Annotated in this window: 15 protein-coding genes; all 15 read right to left on the reverse strand. The window is 66.2% G+C overall.

Annotation, left to right across the window (positions count from 1 at the left end; genetic code table 11):
* Position 1: 1 nt before the first annotated feature.
* Positions 2-2,353, reverse strand: a complete 2,352-nt coding sequence (locus ACVMB0_RS16350; protein WP_461346943.1) for a xanthine dehydrogenase family protein molybdopterin-binding subunit — start codon at positions 2,351-2,353, stop codon at positions 2-4.
* A gap of 14 nt (positions 2,354-2,367) precedes the next feature.
* Positions 2,368-2,826 carry a (2Fe-2S)-binding protein gene (locus ACVMB0_RS16355; RefSeq protein WP_461346944.1) on the reverse strand — a complete coding sequence of 153 codons (459 nt, stop codon included), beginning with the start codon at positions 2,824-2,826 and terminating at the stop codon, positions 2,368-2,370.
* A 16-nt stretch (positions 2,827-2,842) separates the two neighbouring features.
* Complete coding sequence (locus ACVMB0_RS16360; RefSeq protein WP_461346945.1) at positions 2,843-3,736, reverse strand: FAD binding domain-containing protein; 894 nt, start codon at positions 3,734-3,736, stop codon at positions 2,843-2,845.
* Positions 3,733-4,746, reverse strand: a complete 1,014-nt coding sequence (locus ACVMB0_RS16365) for an ABC transporter permease (protein ID WP_461346946.1) — start codon at positions 4,744-4,746, stop codon at positions 3,733-3,735. The genes ACVMB0_RS16360 and ACVMB0_RS16365 overlap by 4 nt, the downstream gene beginning before the upstream one ends.
* Positions 4,739-5,755 (reverse strand): ABC transporter permease, encoded by a 1,017-nt coding sequence (locus ACVMB0_RS16370; protein WP_461346947.1) that lies wholly within the window; start codon positions 5,753-5,755, stop codon positions 4,739-4,741. Before ACVMB0_RS16370 ends, ACVMB0_RS16365 begins: the two co-directional genes overlap by 8 nt.
* Complete coding sequence (locus tag ACVMB0_RS16375; protein WP_461346948.1) at positions 5,752-7,290, reverse strand: sugar ABC transporter ATP-binding protein; 1,539 nt, start codon at positions 7,288-7,290, stop codon at positions 5,752-5,754. Before ACVMB0_RS16375 ends, ACVMB0_RS16370 begins: the two co-directional genes overlap by 4 nt.
* A gap of 72 nt (positions 7,291-7,362) precedes the next feature.
* Positions 7,363-8,469 carry a TMAO reductase system periplasmic protein TorT gene (gene torT, locus ACVMB0_RS16380; RefSeq protein WP_461346949.1) on the reverse strand — a complete coding sequence of 369 codons (1,107 nt, stop codon included), beginning with the start codon at positions 8,467-8,469 and terminating at the stop codon, positions 7,363-7,365.
* 105 nt (positions 8,470-8,574) lie between these two features.
* Entirely contained in the window at positions 8,575-10,536 is a 1,962-nt protein-coding gene (locus ACVMB0_RS16385; protein WP_456798905.1) for a hydantoinase B/oxoprolinase family protein, read from the reverse strand.
* 3 nt (positions 10,537-10,539) lie between these two features.
* A complete protein-coding gene (locus tag ACVMB0_RS16390) occupies positions 10,540-12,564 on the reverse strand; it encodes a hydantoinase/oxoprolinase family protein (RefSeq protein ID WP_461346950.1) in 2,025 nt (674 codons plus the stop codon).
* Positions 12,565-12,736: 172 nt separating this feature from the next.
* Positions 12,737-13,696, reverse strand: coding sequence for an AraC-like ligand-binding domain-containing protein (locus ACVMB0_RS16395; RefSeq protein WP_461346951.1), 960 nt, complete (start codon positions 13,694-13,696; stop codon positions 12,737-12,739).
* Between the two features lie 107 nt (positions 13,697-13,803).
* Entirely contained in the window at positions 13,804-14,769 is a 966-nt protein-coding gene (locus ACVMB0_RS16400) for a LysR family transcriptional regulator (protein WP_461346952.1), read from the reverse strand.
* A 211-nt stretch (positions 14,770-14,980) separates the two neighbouring features.
* Positions 14,981-15,958: a 5-oxoprolinase subunit C family protein gene (locus ACVMB0_RS16405; RefSeq protein ID WP_461346953.1), complete on the reverse strand. Its 978-nt coding sequence runs from the start codon at positions 15,956-15,958 to the stop codon at positions 14,981-14,983.
* Positions 15,948-16,823: a 5-oxoprolinase subunit B family protein gene (locus tag ACVMB0_RS16410; RefSeq protein WP_456749864.1), complete on the reverse strand. Its 876-nt coding sequence runs from the start codon at positions 16,821-16,823 to the stop codon at positions 15,948-15,950. Before ACVMB0_RS16410 ends, ACVMB0_RS16405 begins: the two co-directional genes overlap by 11 nt.
* Positions 16,824-16,866: 43 nt before the next feature.
* On the reverse strand, positions 16,867-18,267 hold the full coding sequence (locus ACVMB0_RS16415) for an acetyl-CoA carboxylase biotin carboxylase subunit (protein ID WP_461346954.1): 1,401 nt from the start codon (positions 18,265-18,267) through the stop codon (positions 16,867-16,869).
* 6 nt (positions 18,268-18,273) lie between these two features.
* On the reverse strand, positions 18,274-18,516 hold the full coding sequence (locus tag ACVMB0_RS16420; protein WP_461346955.1) for an acetyl-CoA carboxylase: 243 nt from the start codon (positions 18,514-18,516) through the stop codon (positions 18,274-18,276).
* Between the last annotated feature and the right edge of the window lie 12 nt (positions 18,517-18,528).

The following is an 18,528-nucleotide window of genomic DNA, read 5'->3' on the forward strand; positions in this document are numbered from 1 at the left end:
CTCAGTGTGGGCGGATCAGATTATCCATCCATTTGTCGGCAATGTGGGGAAGGGTCAGCTCCGGCTTTCGATCGAGCAGGAGCTCGAGCACCCGCGGCGGGGTCAATGGTAGCGCCTGGACGCGCTTGCCTGTGGCGTTCGCAACAGCGCAGGCGACGACCGCGCCGACGTTGAGGATCGGCACCTCGCCGGCGCCCTTGGTGCCGAGCGGTCCGATCGACGGCGCCCCTTCGTAAAGACTGATCTCGACCGGCACGACGTCGAGCGCCAGCGGCACCCGATAGGTCTCGAAGCCGTTCTGGCAGACGCGGCCGTTGTCGCCGATCGTGACCTCCTCGTGCAGTGCATAACCCAGCCCCTGCACGACACCGCCCTGGATCTGGCCATGGATGGCGCGCGGATTTAGCGCCCGGCCGACATCCTGCACCACACGATAGCTGAGCACCTCGACATGTCCGGTTTCCGGATCGACCGCGACCTCGCAGTCGTGGACTGCGAATACGGGGATGTCGATCGCGTCGATGAAATGACCGGCGACGCAGCCCGGCATCGCCGGCACGCCCGCGCCGGTGAAGGCGCCGGTGCCTGAAACCGGACCACCTAGCGTCTGGGCCCGGGTCGCGACCTCGGCGACGGTGCGGCCGGAGCCCGGCGCGCCCGCGATCTCGATCCGCCCGTCGCGCATCACGAGATCATCCGGCGCGGCCTCGATCATGTCGGCGGCGACCTTCAGGAGCTTGGTGCGCACCTCCTGCGCGGCCGACAGGCTGGCGGCGCCGAGCGAAACCGTGGTGCGGCCGCCGCCGACGCCGACATCATAGCCGGCCGCATCGGTATCGGCGGCGCGGACGATGACGTGCTCGGGCGCGATGCCGAGCGTGCTGGCGACGATCTGCGGCAGGCTCTGCATCATCGAGCCCGACCCGATCTCGACGCCCGACGTGACCAGCGTCGCCGTGCCGTCGGCATTCATGTTCACGGTTGCCGCCGACGGGCCGACGAAGACGAACCAGGTGCCGACGGTGGTCGCGCGTCCATGGAGCCGGCCGTCGACACGTGGGAGACTTGGCGTTGCCGCATCGCGCAGCGTATCCATTCGTGCGAGCATCGGGCCGAGCACGTTGCCTTCGAACACCTGGCCGGTGGCGCCGAGATCCTTGTCGCCGAGCACGTTGCGGCGGCGGAAGGCCAGTGGATCCATGCCGATCCGCGCCGCGATCTCGTCGGTGTGCCGCTCCAGCGCAAAGGTGTTGTAGACGCCGTTGCAGCAACGAAAGGCACCGTTCGGCGTCGTGTTGGTATAGACCGCGCGTGAAACCATGCGCACGCTGCCGAGCTTGTAGTTGCCGCCCAGCGTGTGCGCAGTCATGGTGGTCAGGAAGATCTGTTCGCCGCCATAGGCGCCGCAATCCATCAGCACGACCGCTTCGCGGCCCACGATGTCGCCCTCGCGCGTCACCGCCGAGCGGATCCGGATATCGGCGTTCTCGCGGAACAGGCAGGTCAGCATCTCCTCCTCGCGCGAATTGACCAGGCGCACCGGCCGACCGCTGGCGCGGGCGAGCAGAGCAGCAAAGGGCTCAACCGCCAGATCGAACTTGAGACCGAAGCCGCCGCCGACCGGCGGCACGGTGACGCGGACCTGCGATGCCGGCACCCCCAGCAGGCGCGCGGTCGCGTTGCGGATGCTCCAGGGGACCTGAGTCGAGGTCTCAATGTGGAAGCGGCCGTCCTCGTAGCTCGCGACCACCGCGCGCGGCTCGAACGCCACATGGTTCTGCCGGCCGACACGAAAGCAGCTCTCGACGATCTCGACGTCGGGTCGCGCGAACGCGGCATCGACATCGCCGCGCACGACGGTCGCCTCCCAGGCGACGTTGCCGCCACGCGCGCCACCTTCGAGCAGGACCTCGTAGCTCCGCCAGTCCGGATGAACCAGCGGCGCATCGGGTGCCAGTGCATCCGCCATGGTCAATATTGCCGGCAGCGGTTCGATCTCCACGTCGATCGCCGCCAGCGCGGCCTGTGCCTGCGCCAACGTGACGGCTGCGACCGCGGCGAGCGGTTCGCCATCGTAGCGAATGACGTCGCGGGCGAAGAGCGGGTGATCGGCGATGCCGATCCCGATCATGCCGGGCGCATCGGCTGCCGTGACGATCGTGCGCACCCCCGGCATGCGGGCGGCCCGCGACGTATCGAGACGAACGATCCGCCCCGACGGCACGGTAGCGCGCAGCACCGCGGCATGCAGCATGCCCGGCAGATACCGATCGATGGTGTAGCGCGTGCGGCCGCGCAGCTTGTCGGCGGCGTCGCGCCGGCGCAAATCCATCGTCGCGGAAACATCGGACATCCCTGCGCCTCCGATCATCTCGTGGCCAAGGCGAGCAGTGTCGCCTCGACAATGCGTTCATAGCCGGTGCAGCGGCAGATATTCCCGGTCAGCGCAGCCCGGATCTCGTCACGGGTCGCGTCAGGCCGTGTCGTCAGGAGATGTGTCAGGCTCACCACCATCCCGGGAAAGCACATGCCGCATTGGACGGCATCGCTGGCTTCGAGCGCGGTCTGGATGCGGTTCAGTTCATCGTGCGATGCGAGGCCTTCGATCGTGTTGATCGCGCGGCCAGCGGCCAACGCGGCGGGCAGCAGGCATGATGGCGTTGGCTCGCCGTCGACCAGCACCATGCAAGCACCGCAAAAGCCTTCGCGACAGACCGGTTTCGCGCCGGTCAGATGCAGCTCCTCGCGCAGGATGTCGACCAGCGGCGTGGCAGGGTCCGCCGTGGAGGAGAGGCGATCGCCGTTGACGGTGAGGCTAAATCCCATGTCGATCCCCGCGGGTTCAGGAGCCGAGCGCTGCGATCGCAGCGCGGCGGACGAGGCTAGGCAGCACGCTGACGCGATACCAGCCGGGCGCATCGACGCTGTCGCGGCCGGTGAACTCGTCCGTCAACTCGGTCGCGCTCCTTGCTGCTTCTGCGGCGTCGAGCGGCCGTCCGAGCAGCGCCGCTTCCAGCTGCGGCCATCGCCGTGCGCTCGCTTCGACCGAACCGACGGCGATCCGCGCGGCCTGGACACGGCTCGCCGCATCGAGGCTGACCGAAAGGCTGACGATGGCGACCGGATAGTCGCCCGATCTGCGCAGCGGCAGCCGGACATGGACCGTCTTGCGCTCGGTCCGGGGCAGGATGATCCGTGTCACCAGGCGGCCGGGTGCGAGCGTTGACCTGATCTTGAGGAAATCCGCCAGGCTGAGGTGCTCGCGACCGCTGCGGTCCGCGATCTCGACATCGGCATCGAGACAGAGCAGCGCCGGCACGCAATCCGCCGCGGCGAATTCCGATGTCGCGAGATTGCCGCCGATCGTTGCCATGGCACGGATCGCGGGGTTGGCGGAGTGTCCGGCAGCCGCTGCGAGGCCGGCAAACTCCGGATGACCGGCCAGGGCCGCCGTCAGCTCCGCATGCGTGACCGCCGCGCCGATCTCGATGGCATCGCTGCCGATCCGGACCGCATTCAGCTCGGCTATTCGTCCGATCGCGACGTAATGGGTCTTGAGCGGCTGGTGCCGGATCGGCGATCGCATGATCCAGGTGCCGCCGGCAAAGGGAGCGCCGGCCGCACCGACTTCGCCCAGTGCATTGAGCGCGGCGGCGAGCGAGGGCGCAACGTAGATCGATGTCGGTGCGTTCTGCGCCGCGACCCCGCCGTCCCGGATGGGTGAGCCCGACGTCATTGGCGTCGCTCCTGGCGCAGGCGATCCAGCAGGACGCCGATGATGACGATCGCGCCGAGCACGACCATCTGGACGTATCCGTCGATCCGGGTGAGATTCATGCCGTTGGACAGAATGGTGATGAACAGCGCGCCGAGCACGGCGGTACCGACCCCGCCGCGCCCGCCCGCGAGGCTGGTTCCGCCGACCACCGCGCCGGCGATCGCCTGCAGTGACAGCGCGCCGCCGAGGTTCGGTTCGCCCGAGCCGGTCCGCGCCGTCATCATGATCGCACCCAGCGCGGCCAGCCCCGAGCACAGCACGTAGGTCGCGACCAGGATGCGCTTGACCGGCAGGCCGGCGACCGCCGCGGCGCGCGGGTTGGTGCCGATCAAATAGAGCGACCGGCCGAACACGGTGCCTGCCAGCAGCAGATGAAGCAAGACGCCGATCGCGGCGGTGATCGCGATCGCCGCCGGCACGCCGAACAGGCTGCCGCCGTAGAAGATCTGCGAGAACAGCGGCGGCACGCCCTGCACCGGACGTCCGGACGAAAGGGTGGTCGCGATCCCGATCGCGATATTGTAGCTGCCAAGCGTCGCGACGAACGGATTGACGCCGAGCAGCGCGATGACCACGCCGTTGAACAGGCCGCACGCGATGCCGAGCGCGAAGCCGGCCGCGAGCCCGGCGAGCAGCACGGCGGCCGTGCCATGGCCCGACGCGGTGGCGCCGGCCATCGCCAGCGCAGTGCCGACGCTGACCATCGACACGGTCGGGCCAAGGGCGAGGTCGAAGCCGCGGGTCAGGATGACGACGGTCTGCGCCATGGCGAACAGGGCGAGGTAGCTGGTCTGCTGCGCGATGTTGAGCAGGTTGGCCGACGACAGCACGCCGTGGTCGACCATGGCAAAGCCGAGCAGCAGCAGCACCAGGGCAGCCGGCAGGACCGCGCTCCAGAGCCGGCGGCTTACCGTCAGTTGCGGGCGATCGGGGTCCTTGGCACCGACAGATAATTCGAGATCAGACACGCGGCTTGCTCCGTCGGCTGAGTTCGTCGAGCGCCACGGCTGCGACCATGATGACGCCGAGGAAGACCGGCTGAAGGCGGGAATCGACGTGCAGCAGGTTGAGTGCGTTGCCGAGGATGGTCAGGAACAGCGCACTGACGGCGACAATCTCGACGCGCCCGACGCCGCCGCGCAGGCTGACGCCGCCGATCACGGCGGCAGCGATCGATTGCAGCATCATCCGGTCGCCGCCGAAGCTGGCCTGGCCCGAGCCGACCTGCGCGGTCAGCAGGATGCCGGTCAATGCCGCCAGCACGCTCGAGAAGACATAGGTGCCGACGATATGGCGCTGGATCGTCACACCCGACACCACGGCGGCATCGACATTGCCGCCGATCGCGTAGACGTAACGGCCGAACAGCGTACGCCGCTGCGCAAACACCATCACGAGGATTACGATCAGCGCGACATGAACCGCGGTCGGCAGCCCAAGTGCTTGGGCGCGGCCAAAGCCTCTCACGAAGCTCTCCGGCATGCCGTAAACCGGGATGCCGTTGGTGATCATCAAGCCGACGCCCGCCGTAGCCGACATCGTGCCGAGCGTCACCACGAAGCCGGAGACCTTGAGCTTCGCCACGCAGAAGCCGTTGACGAGCCCGACCATGGCTCCGGAACCGAGCCCAGCCGCGACGCCGCTTGCGATGATAAGGGCGTTGTTGCCGGGAAACGCGGCGGCGGTCGCCGCCATGGTTTTTGCGGTGACGACGCTCGCCAGCGCGACGACCGCGCCGACCGAAAGGTCGAAGCCGCCGGCGATGATGACCAGTGCCTGGCCGCAGGCGACGATCGCGAGCAGCGAGGCGTTACGCAGGATGTTGAGGACGTTGATGATACCATAGAACTGCGGATCGACCGCCGACATGCCGGCCACGAGCATCACCAGCAAAGCCGGCAAGAATCCGATCCGGCCGGCCATCGATCGCAGGCTGAGCGTGCCGTGCGGGTTGGTAGTGACCAGCGCCGTAGTCATGCGACCTCCGCGGCGAGGTGATCGCGGAAGAAGCTCGACAGCACGTTCTGCTCGGTCTTCTCGGCGCCCTTCAGCTCGGCGGCGATGCGGCCGTGATGCATCACGTAGAGCCGGTTCGACAGCGCCAGCACTTCCGGCAATTCCGACGACACCACGATCACGGCGGCGCCGGCCTCGATCAGGCGTTTCATGAACTCGTAGACTTCGAGCTTGGCGCCGACGTCGATCCCGACGCTCGGCTCGTCGAACAGGAATACGGTCAGTTCACGCGTCAGCGCGCGTCCCAGCATCACCTTCTGGCGGTTGCCGCCGGACAATGTGCCGGCGCTGCGTTCGATGTTCAGCGGCCGTAGCTGCAGCTGCTCCATGATGCCTGTAATCGTCATGCGCTCGGCAGCCTGCCGCAAGACGCCTAAGCGGGCGAAGGCGGGCAGGTCGAGCCCGGTCATCGACGCGTTCTCGCGGATCGGCCGCGATAGCGCGAGCCCTTCGGCGATCCGGTTGGCAGGAAAATAGGCGATACCGCGCTTGAGACTTCGCCTGGGCGTCGGAAATTCGTAAGGCAAACCATCGATACGGATCACGCCGGACGTCGCGGGTTCGATGCCGTAGATCGCGCGGATCAACTCCGACTTGCCGCAGCCGACAAGGCCGGCGATTCCGGTGATCTCGCCGGCGCAGGCATGGAAATTCACCCCCTGGACACTGCCGTCGGCGAGCGTCAGGCTTTCAATGTCGACCATCACCTTGTCGCGGCGGTGCGCGATGGTCGGGAACAGCAGATCGATCTTGCGGCCGGTCATCAATTCCACCAACTCGCCATCCGTCGAGCCGGCGGCGTCGAGGGTCTGGATATGGCGGCCGTCGCGCAGCACCGTGACGCGGTCGGCAAGCGCGCGGATCTCGCGCATGCGGTGCGAGACGTAGATCAGCCCGACATTCTGGCTTTTCAGGCGCGCGATCAGCTCGAACAGTCGTCCGGTCTCGCGTTCGGTCAAAGAGGCGGTCGGCTCGTCGAGGATCAAAAGGCGGACGCGGCCGAGCAGGGCTTTTGCGATCTCGGCCATCTGCTGATGTGCGCGGGAGAGGTCATCGATCCGTTGTGACGGATCGAGATCGAAGCCGAGCTCGTCGATCAGTGCGCTGGCGCGCTTGCGCATCTCGCGCGAGCGCAGCACCCCGCCATGGGTGATCTCGCGGCCAAGGAACAGGTTCTCTTCCACCGTGAGGCTCGGGATCAGCGAGAATTCCTGAAACACCGGGCTGATGCCGATCTCGCGGGCCCGTTGCGGTGTCAGATGCTGGATCTGCTCGCCGCCGAAATGGAAGGTGCCTTCGTCGGCTGGAAAGGTACCCGATATGACATTGATCAGGGTCGACTTGCCGGCACCGTTCTCGCCGAACAGCACGTGAAGCTCGCCGGCGTGGACATCGAGGTCGACGCGGTCGAGCGCGCGGACGCCGGTGAATCGCTTCGATATCCCGCGCAATCGCAGCAGAGGTTCGGCCGGCTTGGGGGCAATCTCGACGTCCATCCGCTGCTCCGTGGGGTGGGTCGTGGGCGAAGGCGAGAGCGTTGCTCCCGCCTTACGCCGGCTCTTGATCAGTTACTTGGCCTTGACCGAGTAGACCGGCGTCCAGCTTGCCGGCGCCAGCACGAGATCCATCTGCAATTTCGGCACGGTGGTCTTGTCGATCACCGCGGCCACCGGCTGGACCAGGCTCATGACCGGCTTCTTCTCGATGAGGCGCACCGCCTGGTCGATCGCGATGGCGCCTTCGCCGACCGGATATTGGGTCGCGAAGGCGAGGATGTCGCCGCGGTTCAGCGCGTCGAGCATGGCCTGGTTCTCGTAGGACGACACGATCTTCAGATCGCTTCGGCCGGCCTCGGCCACCGCGCCGATTGCGGCCTCGGCGGTGGGGGCGGTGCCCCAGATCACGTTCATGCCGGGATAGGCCTGCAACGCGTCCTGGATCAGCTGAAGCTGCACGGCGACGCCGGAGTCGCCGAACTTCTCAGCCAGGATATTGGCATTCGGATTCTTGGCGACGGCCTTCTTGAAGCCCTCATTGAACGACTCCGCCCAGCCCGAGCCGGCCGGACCGGGGAACGTCACGATGTTGAGCTTGTCGCCGGGCTTGGTCTGCGCCAGCAGGCCGTCGCCGGTGACCTCGCCCATGGCGACGAAGTCGACATAGTTGGCCGCGGGCAGCGCATTGGGCGGCAGCGGGTTGGTGACGCCGACCACCGGCACGCCCTTGGCCTTGGCTTCCTCGAACTTCTTGCTGAGGCCCGCACCGGAGATGGCGCCGACGATGATCGCGTCCGGCGCGCTCGCCATGCAGTCGTCGAATTGCGACAGCTGCTTGGGCAGGTTCTCGTAACCTCCGGCCTCGTAGAGGTTCATGTTGACGTTCATCGTCTCGGCCTGTTTCACGATGCCGTAGGCGACGGCGACCCAGAAACTGTCCTTCATGTGCGGAAACAGCACACAGAGCTTGTAGGGCTTCTCGGCTTTCGGCAGCGGCGTGTATTCAGCAGGTTTCGGCGTGCCGGATGACGCATCGTAGACCTTCATGGGAAACCACGGCGTCTCGGCCGCTGCCAGTGCCGGAGTGACGGCGCTGGCAAGCGCGAGGCCGGCGGCGATGCCGAGCACGGAGCGGATCGGCCATTGTCGGTTTGGAGAAAGGCACGTCCTGATCGTCATAGCGCAATCCTCATGGTTCTAACGAAACTGCAGGGGGCGGTGATTTCGAATCCTCTCTCGATAGACAGTCCGCGCCGCTGACGGCGGCGCCGACGTCGATGGCAATCAGCCCGGTTTCCACATCGCGACCGAGCGCCGCTCGAATGCTTCGCGGAATTGGCGGGTGGATTCGGGAAGCAAGGCGCCGGTGCCCCAGTCGAGGATCACCGCGTGGCTGCGGATCACGTCGAGCGCGTCGAGCTCGCCGTTGCGGTAGCGTTGTGCCACCTGCTCCGGATCGAGTCGCACATTGGCAATGCGCTCGGCGCGGATCTTGGCGCGCAGCGCCGCAGTCGCAACCTTGTCGACCTCGTAATTGCAGAGCTCGGCGTCGATGGCGTGCACCACGACGCCGTAGTCCTTGGCGGCGCGCGCGACCGAGACATAATCGTCCTTGATGTCCTCGATCACGAGGTTCGGATCGCGCTCCAGCGGGTCGCCAAAGCCGCCGCCGCCGGCGGTCGGACGCGAGAAGATGTCGCCTTCGCCGATCGGGACATCCGAGAAGATCGAGCCGAGCCGTTCCTCGGCCGTGCTGCCGGCGCGCTTCAGGGTGAGGCCGTGCGGCATCGACGGCAGGCCGCCCTCGATGCCCCACACGATGGCGCGCTCGCGGTCGCAGATATAGGAAATCACGGTCTTCTCGGCCTGCAGCATCCGCGACGTCTTCATCACGCCGGCGCCGCCGCGCCATTTGCCGGGACCGGGCGAATCCCTGAGGATCTCGCATTCGGTGGTCAGGATCGGGTTGGCGCGCTCCTGGCCCTCGACCGGCTGCGACATCAACCCGGTGCCGAAGCAGGCAGTCGTGACGTTGCTGCCGTCCTTGCCGTTGCGTCCGCCCCAGCCGCCGGGCAGCCAGTCGTAGAACATGAAGATCGGCTTGTCGGAACTGCGGGCGTCGAGGCCGCCGGTCAGCAGATATTCGAGATTGAAGGCGCAGGCGAGCGCGCGCTCCGGCATCAGCTTCGACCACATCTCGTAGATCGAGTTCATGATCTTTTCGAACGGCATCAGGAAGCCGGTGACCGCAATCGGCCATTTAGCGTCGACGATCGAGCCTTCGGGGGCGATGATCTCGAAGCAGCGATAGAAGCCCGAATTGAGCGGCAGATCCGGGAAGAAGGTCTTCATGCCGGCGGCAACGGCGGAGAAGGTCGCGCCGAACGCCGAGTTGTAGATCGAGCCGATCGTCGGGTGGCTGCCGGTGAAGTCGTAGATCGCGCGGTCGCCTTTGATCGTCAGCTTGATGCGGATCGGGATCATGCCTTCGCCGCCGGCCGGATCGCGGTCGATGAAATCGACCGTCTCCCATTCGCCGTCGGGGAGCGCTGCGATGCGCTGGCGCGCCGAGCGCTCGACATAGTCCTGCACGGCGGCAAGCCCGGTCTCGACCGTATCGCGGCCGTATTTGCCGACCAGGCGCAGGATCTCGCGCTCGCACACCGCGGTGGCTTCGGCCTGGGCCTGGATGTCGCCGATGATCGAGGCCGGGTCGCGCGTGTTGGACGCGATCAGATGCGCGACGTCCTTGCGCAAGCCATTCTTGTCGAACAGGCGGACCGGCGTGATGCGCAGGCCCTCGCGGAACATCTCGCGGGCGGCGACGTCGAACGATCCCGGCACGCTGCCGCCGACATCAGACCAGTGTCCGTTGGACTGGCTGAAGGCGATGATCTTGCCGTCGGCGAAGATCGGACGGATCAGCCGCACGTCGGAGAAATGGGTGCCGCCGGCATAAGGATCGTTGATGGCGAAGACGTCGCCCTCATGCATGTCGCCTTCGAAATGGCGCATGACGTCCTTGCAGGTGAAATGCAGCGTGCCGACGTGAACCGCGATGTCCTGGTTGCCTTGCGCGGCGCATTCGCCATTGGCGTCATGCAGCGCGCTTGAGAAATCGCGATTGTAAATCACGAAGGAGTAGCAGGTTCGCAACACCTGCTCGCCCATCTGGTCGACGCTGGTGATGAAGGAGTTCTTCAGAACCTCGAAGGTCACGGGGTCGAGCGGGAGAGCTCCGGTCATGGCTCACTCCTTCACGCGGATGATGATGTTGAGATATTTGTCGACCTCGGCGCTGGCGCCGGGCGGCACGACGGTGGTCGCATCGACTTGCTCGACGATCGCGGGGCCTTGAAAGGAGAAGCCGCAGGGCAGGTCGTCGCGCTGATAGACGGGCGTATCGAGCCCGCTGCCCTCGAACCAGACCCTGCGGCGGCTGACCGGCCCGGGGCTAGCGCCAGTCGGCTTGTGAATGGCGAATTCGGCCTTGGGAACCACGCCCACGGCCTTCAGATTGAGACGGAAGAAGGAGACCGGCGCGCTGTCGCGGCGGAAATTGTATTCGCGCTGGTGTTCGGCGTGGAAACTCTGCACCAGATCGGAAATCGCTGCGATCGGACGCGGCGCGCTCACCGCGAGCGAACGCCACTGGCCGCGATACATCATGTCGATCGAGCGCTGCAACACGATGTCCTGCTGCGCGACGCCCTCATGGGTCAGCCGTGCCAGCGCCGCTTTCTCGAGCTCCGCGAATTGCGCCTCGATCTCGGCGGCGTCGGCGTCGGCCGCATCGACCATGCAGCTCTGCGAGAAATCGTGCTGCACGTCGACGAGCAGGCAGCCGAGCGCGGAGGTCACGCCGGGATTGGGCGGCACGATCACGACAGGAATCGAAAGCTCGCGTGCGACATCGACGCCATGCAGGGCGCCGGCGCCCCCGAATGCGACCAGGGCAAAGTCGCGCGGATCGTAGCCGCGGCTGATCGAGATCAGCCGCACCGCATCCGACATGTTGGCATTGGCGACCTTGACGATTGCGTCGGCGGCTTCGTGCAGGCCGAGGCCGAACGGCTTTGCAACGCCGTCTTCGACCGCCTGCTCAGCCAATGCGGGGTCGAGCTTGACCTTGCCGCCGGCGAGGTCGGTGCCGAGCCGGCCCAGCGTCACATTGGCGTCGGTGTTGGTCGGCTGCGTATTGCCGTTGCCATAGCAGGCCGGTCCCGGGTGCGCGCCGGCCGATTGCGGTCCGTTGCGCAGCGAGCCGGCCGGGTCCGTCCACGCCAGCGAGCCGCCGCCGGCGCCGATGGTGAGCACTTCGATCGAGGCAAAGCGGATCGGATAGCCGAATTCGATGTGCCAATCCTTGGTGATGCGCGACTGCCCCTCATAGGCCAGCGACACGTCGGTGGAGGTGCCGCCCATGTCGAGGCCGATCGAGTTGGGGAAGCCGCAGAGGCCGGCGATATAGCGGCTGGCGATGGCGCCGGCGGCGATGCCGGAGCCAGCCAGGCGCGCCGCGAAATCCTTCACGCTCGCCGGCGTCATCACGCCGCCGCCGGTGTGCAGCAGCAGCAGATCGCGGCTGTAGCCTTCCTGCGCCAAGCGTTCGCCGAGCCGGCTCGTGTAGTTGACGACGACCGGGCTCACCACCGCATTGGCGACCGTGGTCGAGAACCGCTCATGCTCGAAGATCTCGGGAAGCACCTGCGAGGAGATCGAGACCGGAATATCAGGCATCTCCGCCAGCAGGATGTCGCGCATGGCGCGCTCATTGGCGCCGTTGAGATAGGCGTTCATGAAACAGACGGCGACGGCGGCGACGCCGCGACGCTTGAGGATGCGCGCGACGTTGCGCGCGGCGTCGAGGTCGAGCGGCTCGATCACGGTGCCTGCAGCATCGACGCGCTCGGGGACGGTCAGGCGGTCGCGCCGCGGCACATAGGGCCGGACCACGTCCTTGTAGGTGTCCCAGAGGTCTTCCTTGTTGGCGCGGCGGATCTCGATGACGTCGCGGAACCCCTTGGTAGTGACGACGGCGGTGCGCGGCAGGCGGCGCGTGATCAGCGCGTTGGTGGCAACCGTCGTGCCGTGCGAGAACAGCGCCACCCTGGACAGGTCGATACCGGCCTTGGACACGCCGCCCATGATCCCGTCGATCGGATCGCGCGTGGAGGAGGTCTTTTCGATGCGGATGAGACCGGTGGTCTCGTCCATAATGCAGATGTCGGTGAACGTGCCCCCGACATCGACAGCCACACGAAGGTCCTGCACCATGCGTCTTCCTTTCGAACAAGCGTTTCGCCGATCTTAGGCAGAGCGGCGGCTTGCCTTCTTGACGCTGAGCGCAGGAAGATTTGTGCGAGAGAGCGCAGCCGCAGGGGGGCACACGTGCCCGGACCGGCGGCGGGATGCCTAGGAAACGATCAGGCGGCTGATGCCGCCGTCAGGCGTTGGCGGCGCGCGAGGTGGCACGCGCCTCGCTGGGGGTGCAGCCGAACCGGCCGCGATAATTGCGGCTGAACTGCGCCTGGTCGGCAAAGCCCCATTGATAGGCGATCTCCGAAATGCTCTTGCGGCAGCTTGCATCGCGCAGCAGGGCGTCGCACATCGACAGTCGCTGGTTGCGGATATAGGCGCAGACGGTCAGGCCTTCGCCTTCGAAGATCTGGTGCAGATAGCGCAGCGAAATGCCGCAGCCATCGGCGATCATCTGCGGCGTCAGCCGCATGTCGTCGAGGCGGGTGCGAATGAACTGCTCGCAGCGCAGCAGATGGCCGTTGCGCACCGAGGACGAATGGCCGGTCAGCACGCGGTCGTCGGATTCGATGGCCATCGCAAGCAGCTCGATCAGGTGCTTGCCCATCATCGCCCGCGTCGTCTCGTCCATTTCCTCGATCCGCTCCGCGGAGAGCCGCAGCGTGTCGACGAACAGCGCGCCGACGCTGCGGCTGGCGTCGAACTGCAGCGTCGCGAGCCGCTCGGGGCGGGTGATGCGCCCGCGCAGCACGGCGCTCGGGATCTTCAAACACCACAGCGCCGTCGGATCCTGATGGCTGAACTCGTAGGGCAGATGGCTGCGCTCGATCAGGAAGGCGCCGGGCCGGCAGTGCACCACCTTGCCGTCCTGCTCGAAGCGGATTTCGGCAAGCTCCGGCACCGTGATCAGGAAGGATTCCTCCCGCTCGCTCAGCAGATGCCGCTCATGCCGCTTGTAAAGCAGGCCGTTTGCAATGTTGCGCGAGACCGAGAGGGGACCCATCGACCAGGCACCGAGGCGCGCATTGAAGTCGCGCGTGCTCGGGAAGCGCAGGTCGAGCGAGTAATAGGTTCGGGAGACCACCTCCTGCCAATACTGGCGGCGGCTCTGCAACGGGATGTCGTTGGTCGTGTAGGTGACTTGCATGTCTCACTCCCCGCCGCCGGCTGTGCCTCCGGTCGTCGCGTCCCCTGCTCAAAGTTTGGCGAGGACTGCCGGACGGCGTCAAGTCGAATAAAACGGAAACAGATATTCTAGATTTCGATCGCCTCCTCGGCCCGGTGCCGGTGATCCATGCTGACCGGGGGCCGGGCCGGCCCCACGCCGGCAACCGCAAAGCGCATGAAATCGCGGAATGCCGTCGCGGCGTCCGATGGCCTGGTGTCGCGACGCCAGGCCAGGCCGATGTCCATGGTGGGCACCTCGTCCTCGACGACGCGGGTCTCGATCCGCTGCCCTTCCAGCGACCAGGGCCGGTAGATCAGGTCGGAGAGGATGGCGATCCCCATGCCGCCTGCGACCATCGAGCGCACGGCTTCGACCGAGGAGGTGCGGAAGATCGTCTTCGGCTCGAGCGAGGCGTTGCTCCAGTAGCGCATCGAGGTGTGCTTGGCCTCGTCGACGGTGAGCATGACGTAGGGATAGGTCGCGATCTCGGCGAGATGAACCCGCTCGGCGCGGGTCAGCGGATGCTCCGGCGCCAGCCACAGCCGGCGCGGCGATCGCAGCAACGTCTCGCTGGTGAGCTTGGCGTTGTCGCACAGGTTGGAAACCAGCATTACCGCGAGATCGAGCGCGCCATCGACCAGCGCGCGTTCGAGCACGTCGCGCGGCGCCTCGAACAGCTCGATCGTGATGCCAGGGAAGCTTGCCTGGAAGCGCTTCTGATGGCGCGGCAGGAAGTAGCCCGACACGGTATAGGTGACGCCGATGCGGATCGTCCCGAACAAGGGCCCGGCGGACATCTGCGTGCTGCGCACCGCTTCGGCGACAGTGGCGAGGATTTGACGGCCCTGGGACAGGAACCGGCTGCCCTCCATGGTGACGGTCACACCGTTCGGCGTGCGTTCCAGCAGGCGCGCGCAGACGGTTGCTTCGAGCTGCTGAATGGCCGCAGTGACCGCGGACTGCGACACATTGAGGTCAATCGCCGCCTGGCTGATCCGACCGGTCTCGGCGGCGGCGACAAAGTAGCGGATTTGTTTCAGAGAAACGGACATCGCGGTTGCTCCGACGTTGCCTAACCCATGAGCGGCGCCCCTCACCCCGGCGGTATTCATTGCAACTCTCGTGCCGACAGGCCGGGACGTCGCCGTGATGCCGATTTCAGACATGAGAGGCCGCAACCGACGGCTGAAGCGCAGGACATGATCGTGCGCGGTCACCAATCGATGACCGCGGTCGTTGGCGAACAGGGCAGGTGACTGGCAATTATGCCAGTGCGCTGTGCAGCCTGCCGAGCAACTCCGAGCGGCTTTTGCGGGCCGCGAGCGCCTCGTTCATGTCGACCTTGACGAACTTCACCGGCGTGTTGGGTTGCAGCTGGCCGATCAGATCCATATCGGCGGCGATCACGGTGCCGACCATGAAGTAGCCGCCGCCGGAGACGGCGTCACGATGCAGCACGATCGGCTCGGTGCCGCCGGGAACCTGGATCGAGCCGTAGGGATAGCAGGCGTCGGTGATGTTGGACGGATCGGAGCCCGCGCCGAACGGCGGTTCGCGCGGCACGAATTCGAGCGGCTTGCCGCCCTTGAAGCGGTAGCCGATCCGGTCCGCTTCCGGCGCGACCTTCCAGGTGTCGGAGAAGAACCCCGTGCCGGCCGCCTCGGTGATGCGGTGCCAATAGAGGCCGGGCATTGCGCGCAGTTCCGTCGGCATACCCGCCGGTTGCCCGCGCAATTCCCTGGCAACGGCGCGGCCGTCCTTGACGGTCACGGCGACCTTGCCGACCGGCAGTTCGTCGCCGGCCTCGAGCTTGCGGCCCTTGAAGCCGCCGAGCGCGCCGAGCGCATAGGTCGAGCGCGAGCCGAGCACCACGGGCACATCGATGCCGCCGGCGACGGCGATGTAGCCGCGCGCGCCCTGCTTGAGGAAGTCGAAGGAAAGGATCTGGCCGCGTTTCACCTTGAAGCTGGTCCAGGTCTCGCGCGGCTCGCCGTCGAGCTTCGGCGGCAGCTCCGCGCCGGTGATTGCGACGATCGCGTCCTCGGTGAACTCGAGCTCGGGTCCCATGAACACGGCTTCAAGCACGGCCGCGCCCGCCTCGTTGCCGACCAGGAGGTTGGCGGCGACCAGTGCGTGACGGTCCATGCCGCCGGAGAGCGGGATGCCGATGTGATAATAGCCGGGACGTCCGAGGTCCTGCACGGTGGTCGCAAGACCCGGCTTCAAAACCTTAACGGCCATGGAGAACTCCATCGAGCTTGCTGTTATAGCCATCGATGTCGCGGTTGAACTCGGTCAGCGAGAACGAGACATCACGGATGATTGGAGCAAAACGCCCGGCGTCGACATCGGCGACCGCGGCGTCATAGGCCGCCCGGTCGATCGGCTTCCACTTCACGATGTCGCCCGGCTTGAACAGGCACATGAAGTCGCGCAGATAGCTGATGCTCTGGTTGGGATCATAGATCGGCATCGGCGTGATGCCGAACATCTGATAGCCGCCGGCCCCACGCACCGAGTAGATGCAGCTGAAGCATCCGCCATGCCCGACGGTGAGTTTCGGCGTGTCGGTGCGCGGGCGCAGATATTTCGGCGCCTGCAGCTGCCGCTTTCGCTCGACCATCTGGTAGAGGAAGGGCAGTCCGGCGACGAAGCCGACCATCGAGACGAACCAAGGCGCACTGGAATGCGCCTTGATGAAGGCGTCGACGCTGTCGAGGCCGTTGATGCGGGCGGCGTATTCGAGGTCGGTGCCTTCAGGATTCTGATGCCGCTCGCGGAAGCGCATCAGTGTCTCGTGGGTCCAGGGATCGTTGTAGAGCACGGGGATCTCGATGATCCGCGTCTTGATCACCGGCTCCGACTTCTCGGATGCGGAATCCAGCCGCTTCAGCTCGGTGAGCAGATCGTCGGGCTTGATCTGGTCGGGATCGAACTTGACCTGATAGGAGGCGTTGGCCGGACAGATCTCGGTGACGCCCTTGATCCTGGCGTCGCGTACCGCATTGGTGATGAAGAGGCTCTTGAAAAAGGCCTCGAGCGACATTGCCTCGCCGACCTCGGCGAAGATGTGCTCGTCGCCGCCGAACGAAAATCGGGTTTGCATGACTAGCGGCCTCCTGTTGCTGACGGGGCGGATCGTCTCATGATCATGACGCGGCCTTTGCAGCCGTTGGCGGTGGGGTGGTGGCAAGGGCCGCGGCGTGGGACTCCAGCCACGGCTCGAGCCATGCGGTATGGAAGCGTCCGGCCTTGACGTCGGCGTCGCGCGCCAGCGCCTGGTGCAGCGGCTTCGTCGTGAAGATGCCGTCGACATTGAGCTCGGCGAGCGCGCGCTCGAGCTTGGCGATGGCGCTCGGCCGGTCCTTGTCGTGCACGATCAGCTTGCCGAGCAGGCTGTCGTAGAACGGCGGCACCGTGTAGCCCTGATAGAGCATGCTGTCGAAGCGCACACCGTCGCCGCCGGGTACGCCGAGCCCGCTCACCGTTCCCGGATTGGGCAGGAAATTCCTGGCCGGGTCCTCGGCATTGATGCGGACCTCGATCGAATGGCCGCTGACGCGCACCTCCTCCTGGCGGATGCGCAACGGCTCGCCGCCGGCGATCCGGATCATCTCGCGCACGAGGTCGATGCCGGTGATCATTTCGGTGACGGGATGCTCGACCTGGATGCGGGTGTTCATCTCGAGGAAGTAGAACTCGCCGGTTCTATCGTCGTAGAGATATTCGAGCGTCCCGGCGCCGCGGTAGTTCACCGCCTTGGCCAGTGCCACCGCGGAGGTGCAGAGCTTTTCGCGCACGGCCTGGGTCAGCGAGGGCGAGGGGGCTTCTTCCCAGACCTTCTGGCGGCGGCGCTGCAACGAGCATTCCCGCTCGAAGCAATGGATCACGTCGCGGCCGTCGCCGAGGACCTGCACTTCGATATGCCGCGCGCCTTCGATCAGCTTTTCGACGTAGAGCCCACCATCGCCGAAGGCCGCAAGCGCCTCGGCCTGCGCCTGCGGCATCAGATGATGGAATTCTTCCGCGGATCGTGCGATGCGAATGCCGCGTCCGCCACCGCCGGCGGCGGCCTTGATCATCACGGGGAAACCGGTTGTCTCGACCAGCGCGAAGGCTGCGTCCGCCGACTCCAGCCGCCCCTGGCTGCCGGGAACGGTCGGCACGCCCGCCGAGGCCGCAGCCTCGCGTGCCGCGACCTTGTCGCCCATCAGCCGGATCGATTGCGCGGTCGGGCCGACGAAGACCAGTCCGGCTGCTTCGACCGCGGCCGCGAACTCGGCATTCTCGGCCAGGAAGCCGTAGCCGGGATGGATGGCATCGGCGCCGGTGCTCTGCGTCGCCGCCAGGATGGCCGCCTGGTTGAGATAGGATTTCGACGCCTGCGGCGGACCGATATCGATCGCCTCATCGGCGAGCCGGACCGCGAGCGAATCCTTGTCGGCCTTGCTGTAGACCTGGACGGTTGCAATGCCCAGATCGCGCGCTGCGCGGATGATGCGCACCGCGATCTCGCCGCGATTGGCTATGAGGAGCTTCTTGATCGCCATGGCTTGTCAGACGTCGATTTCGGCGATCGGCTGGCCGGCCATCACGGCGTCCTCGTTCTCGACCAGGAATCCAATGATCTTGCCGGCGACGCCGGCCTTCACCTCATTGAACGATTTCATCACCTCGATGAGCCCGATCGTGTCGCTCTCGGCGACGACGTCGCCGTCGTTCTTGTAGACCGGCTTGTCGGGCGCGGGCTTGCGGTAAAAGATGCCCGGGAGCGGCGAGAAGATCTGCTGGGTGGCCATGGTTTCCTCTTT

The organism is Bradyrhizobium sp. USDA 4451, from assembly GCF_054822585.1.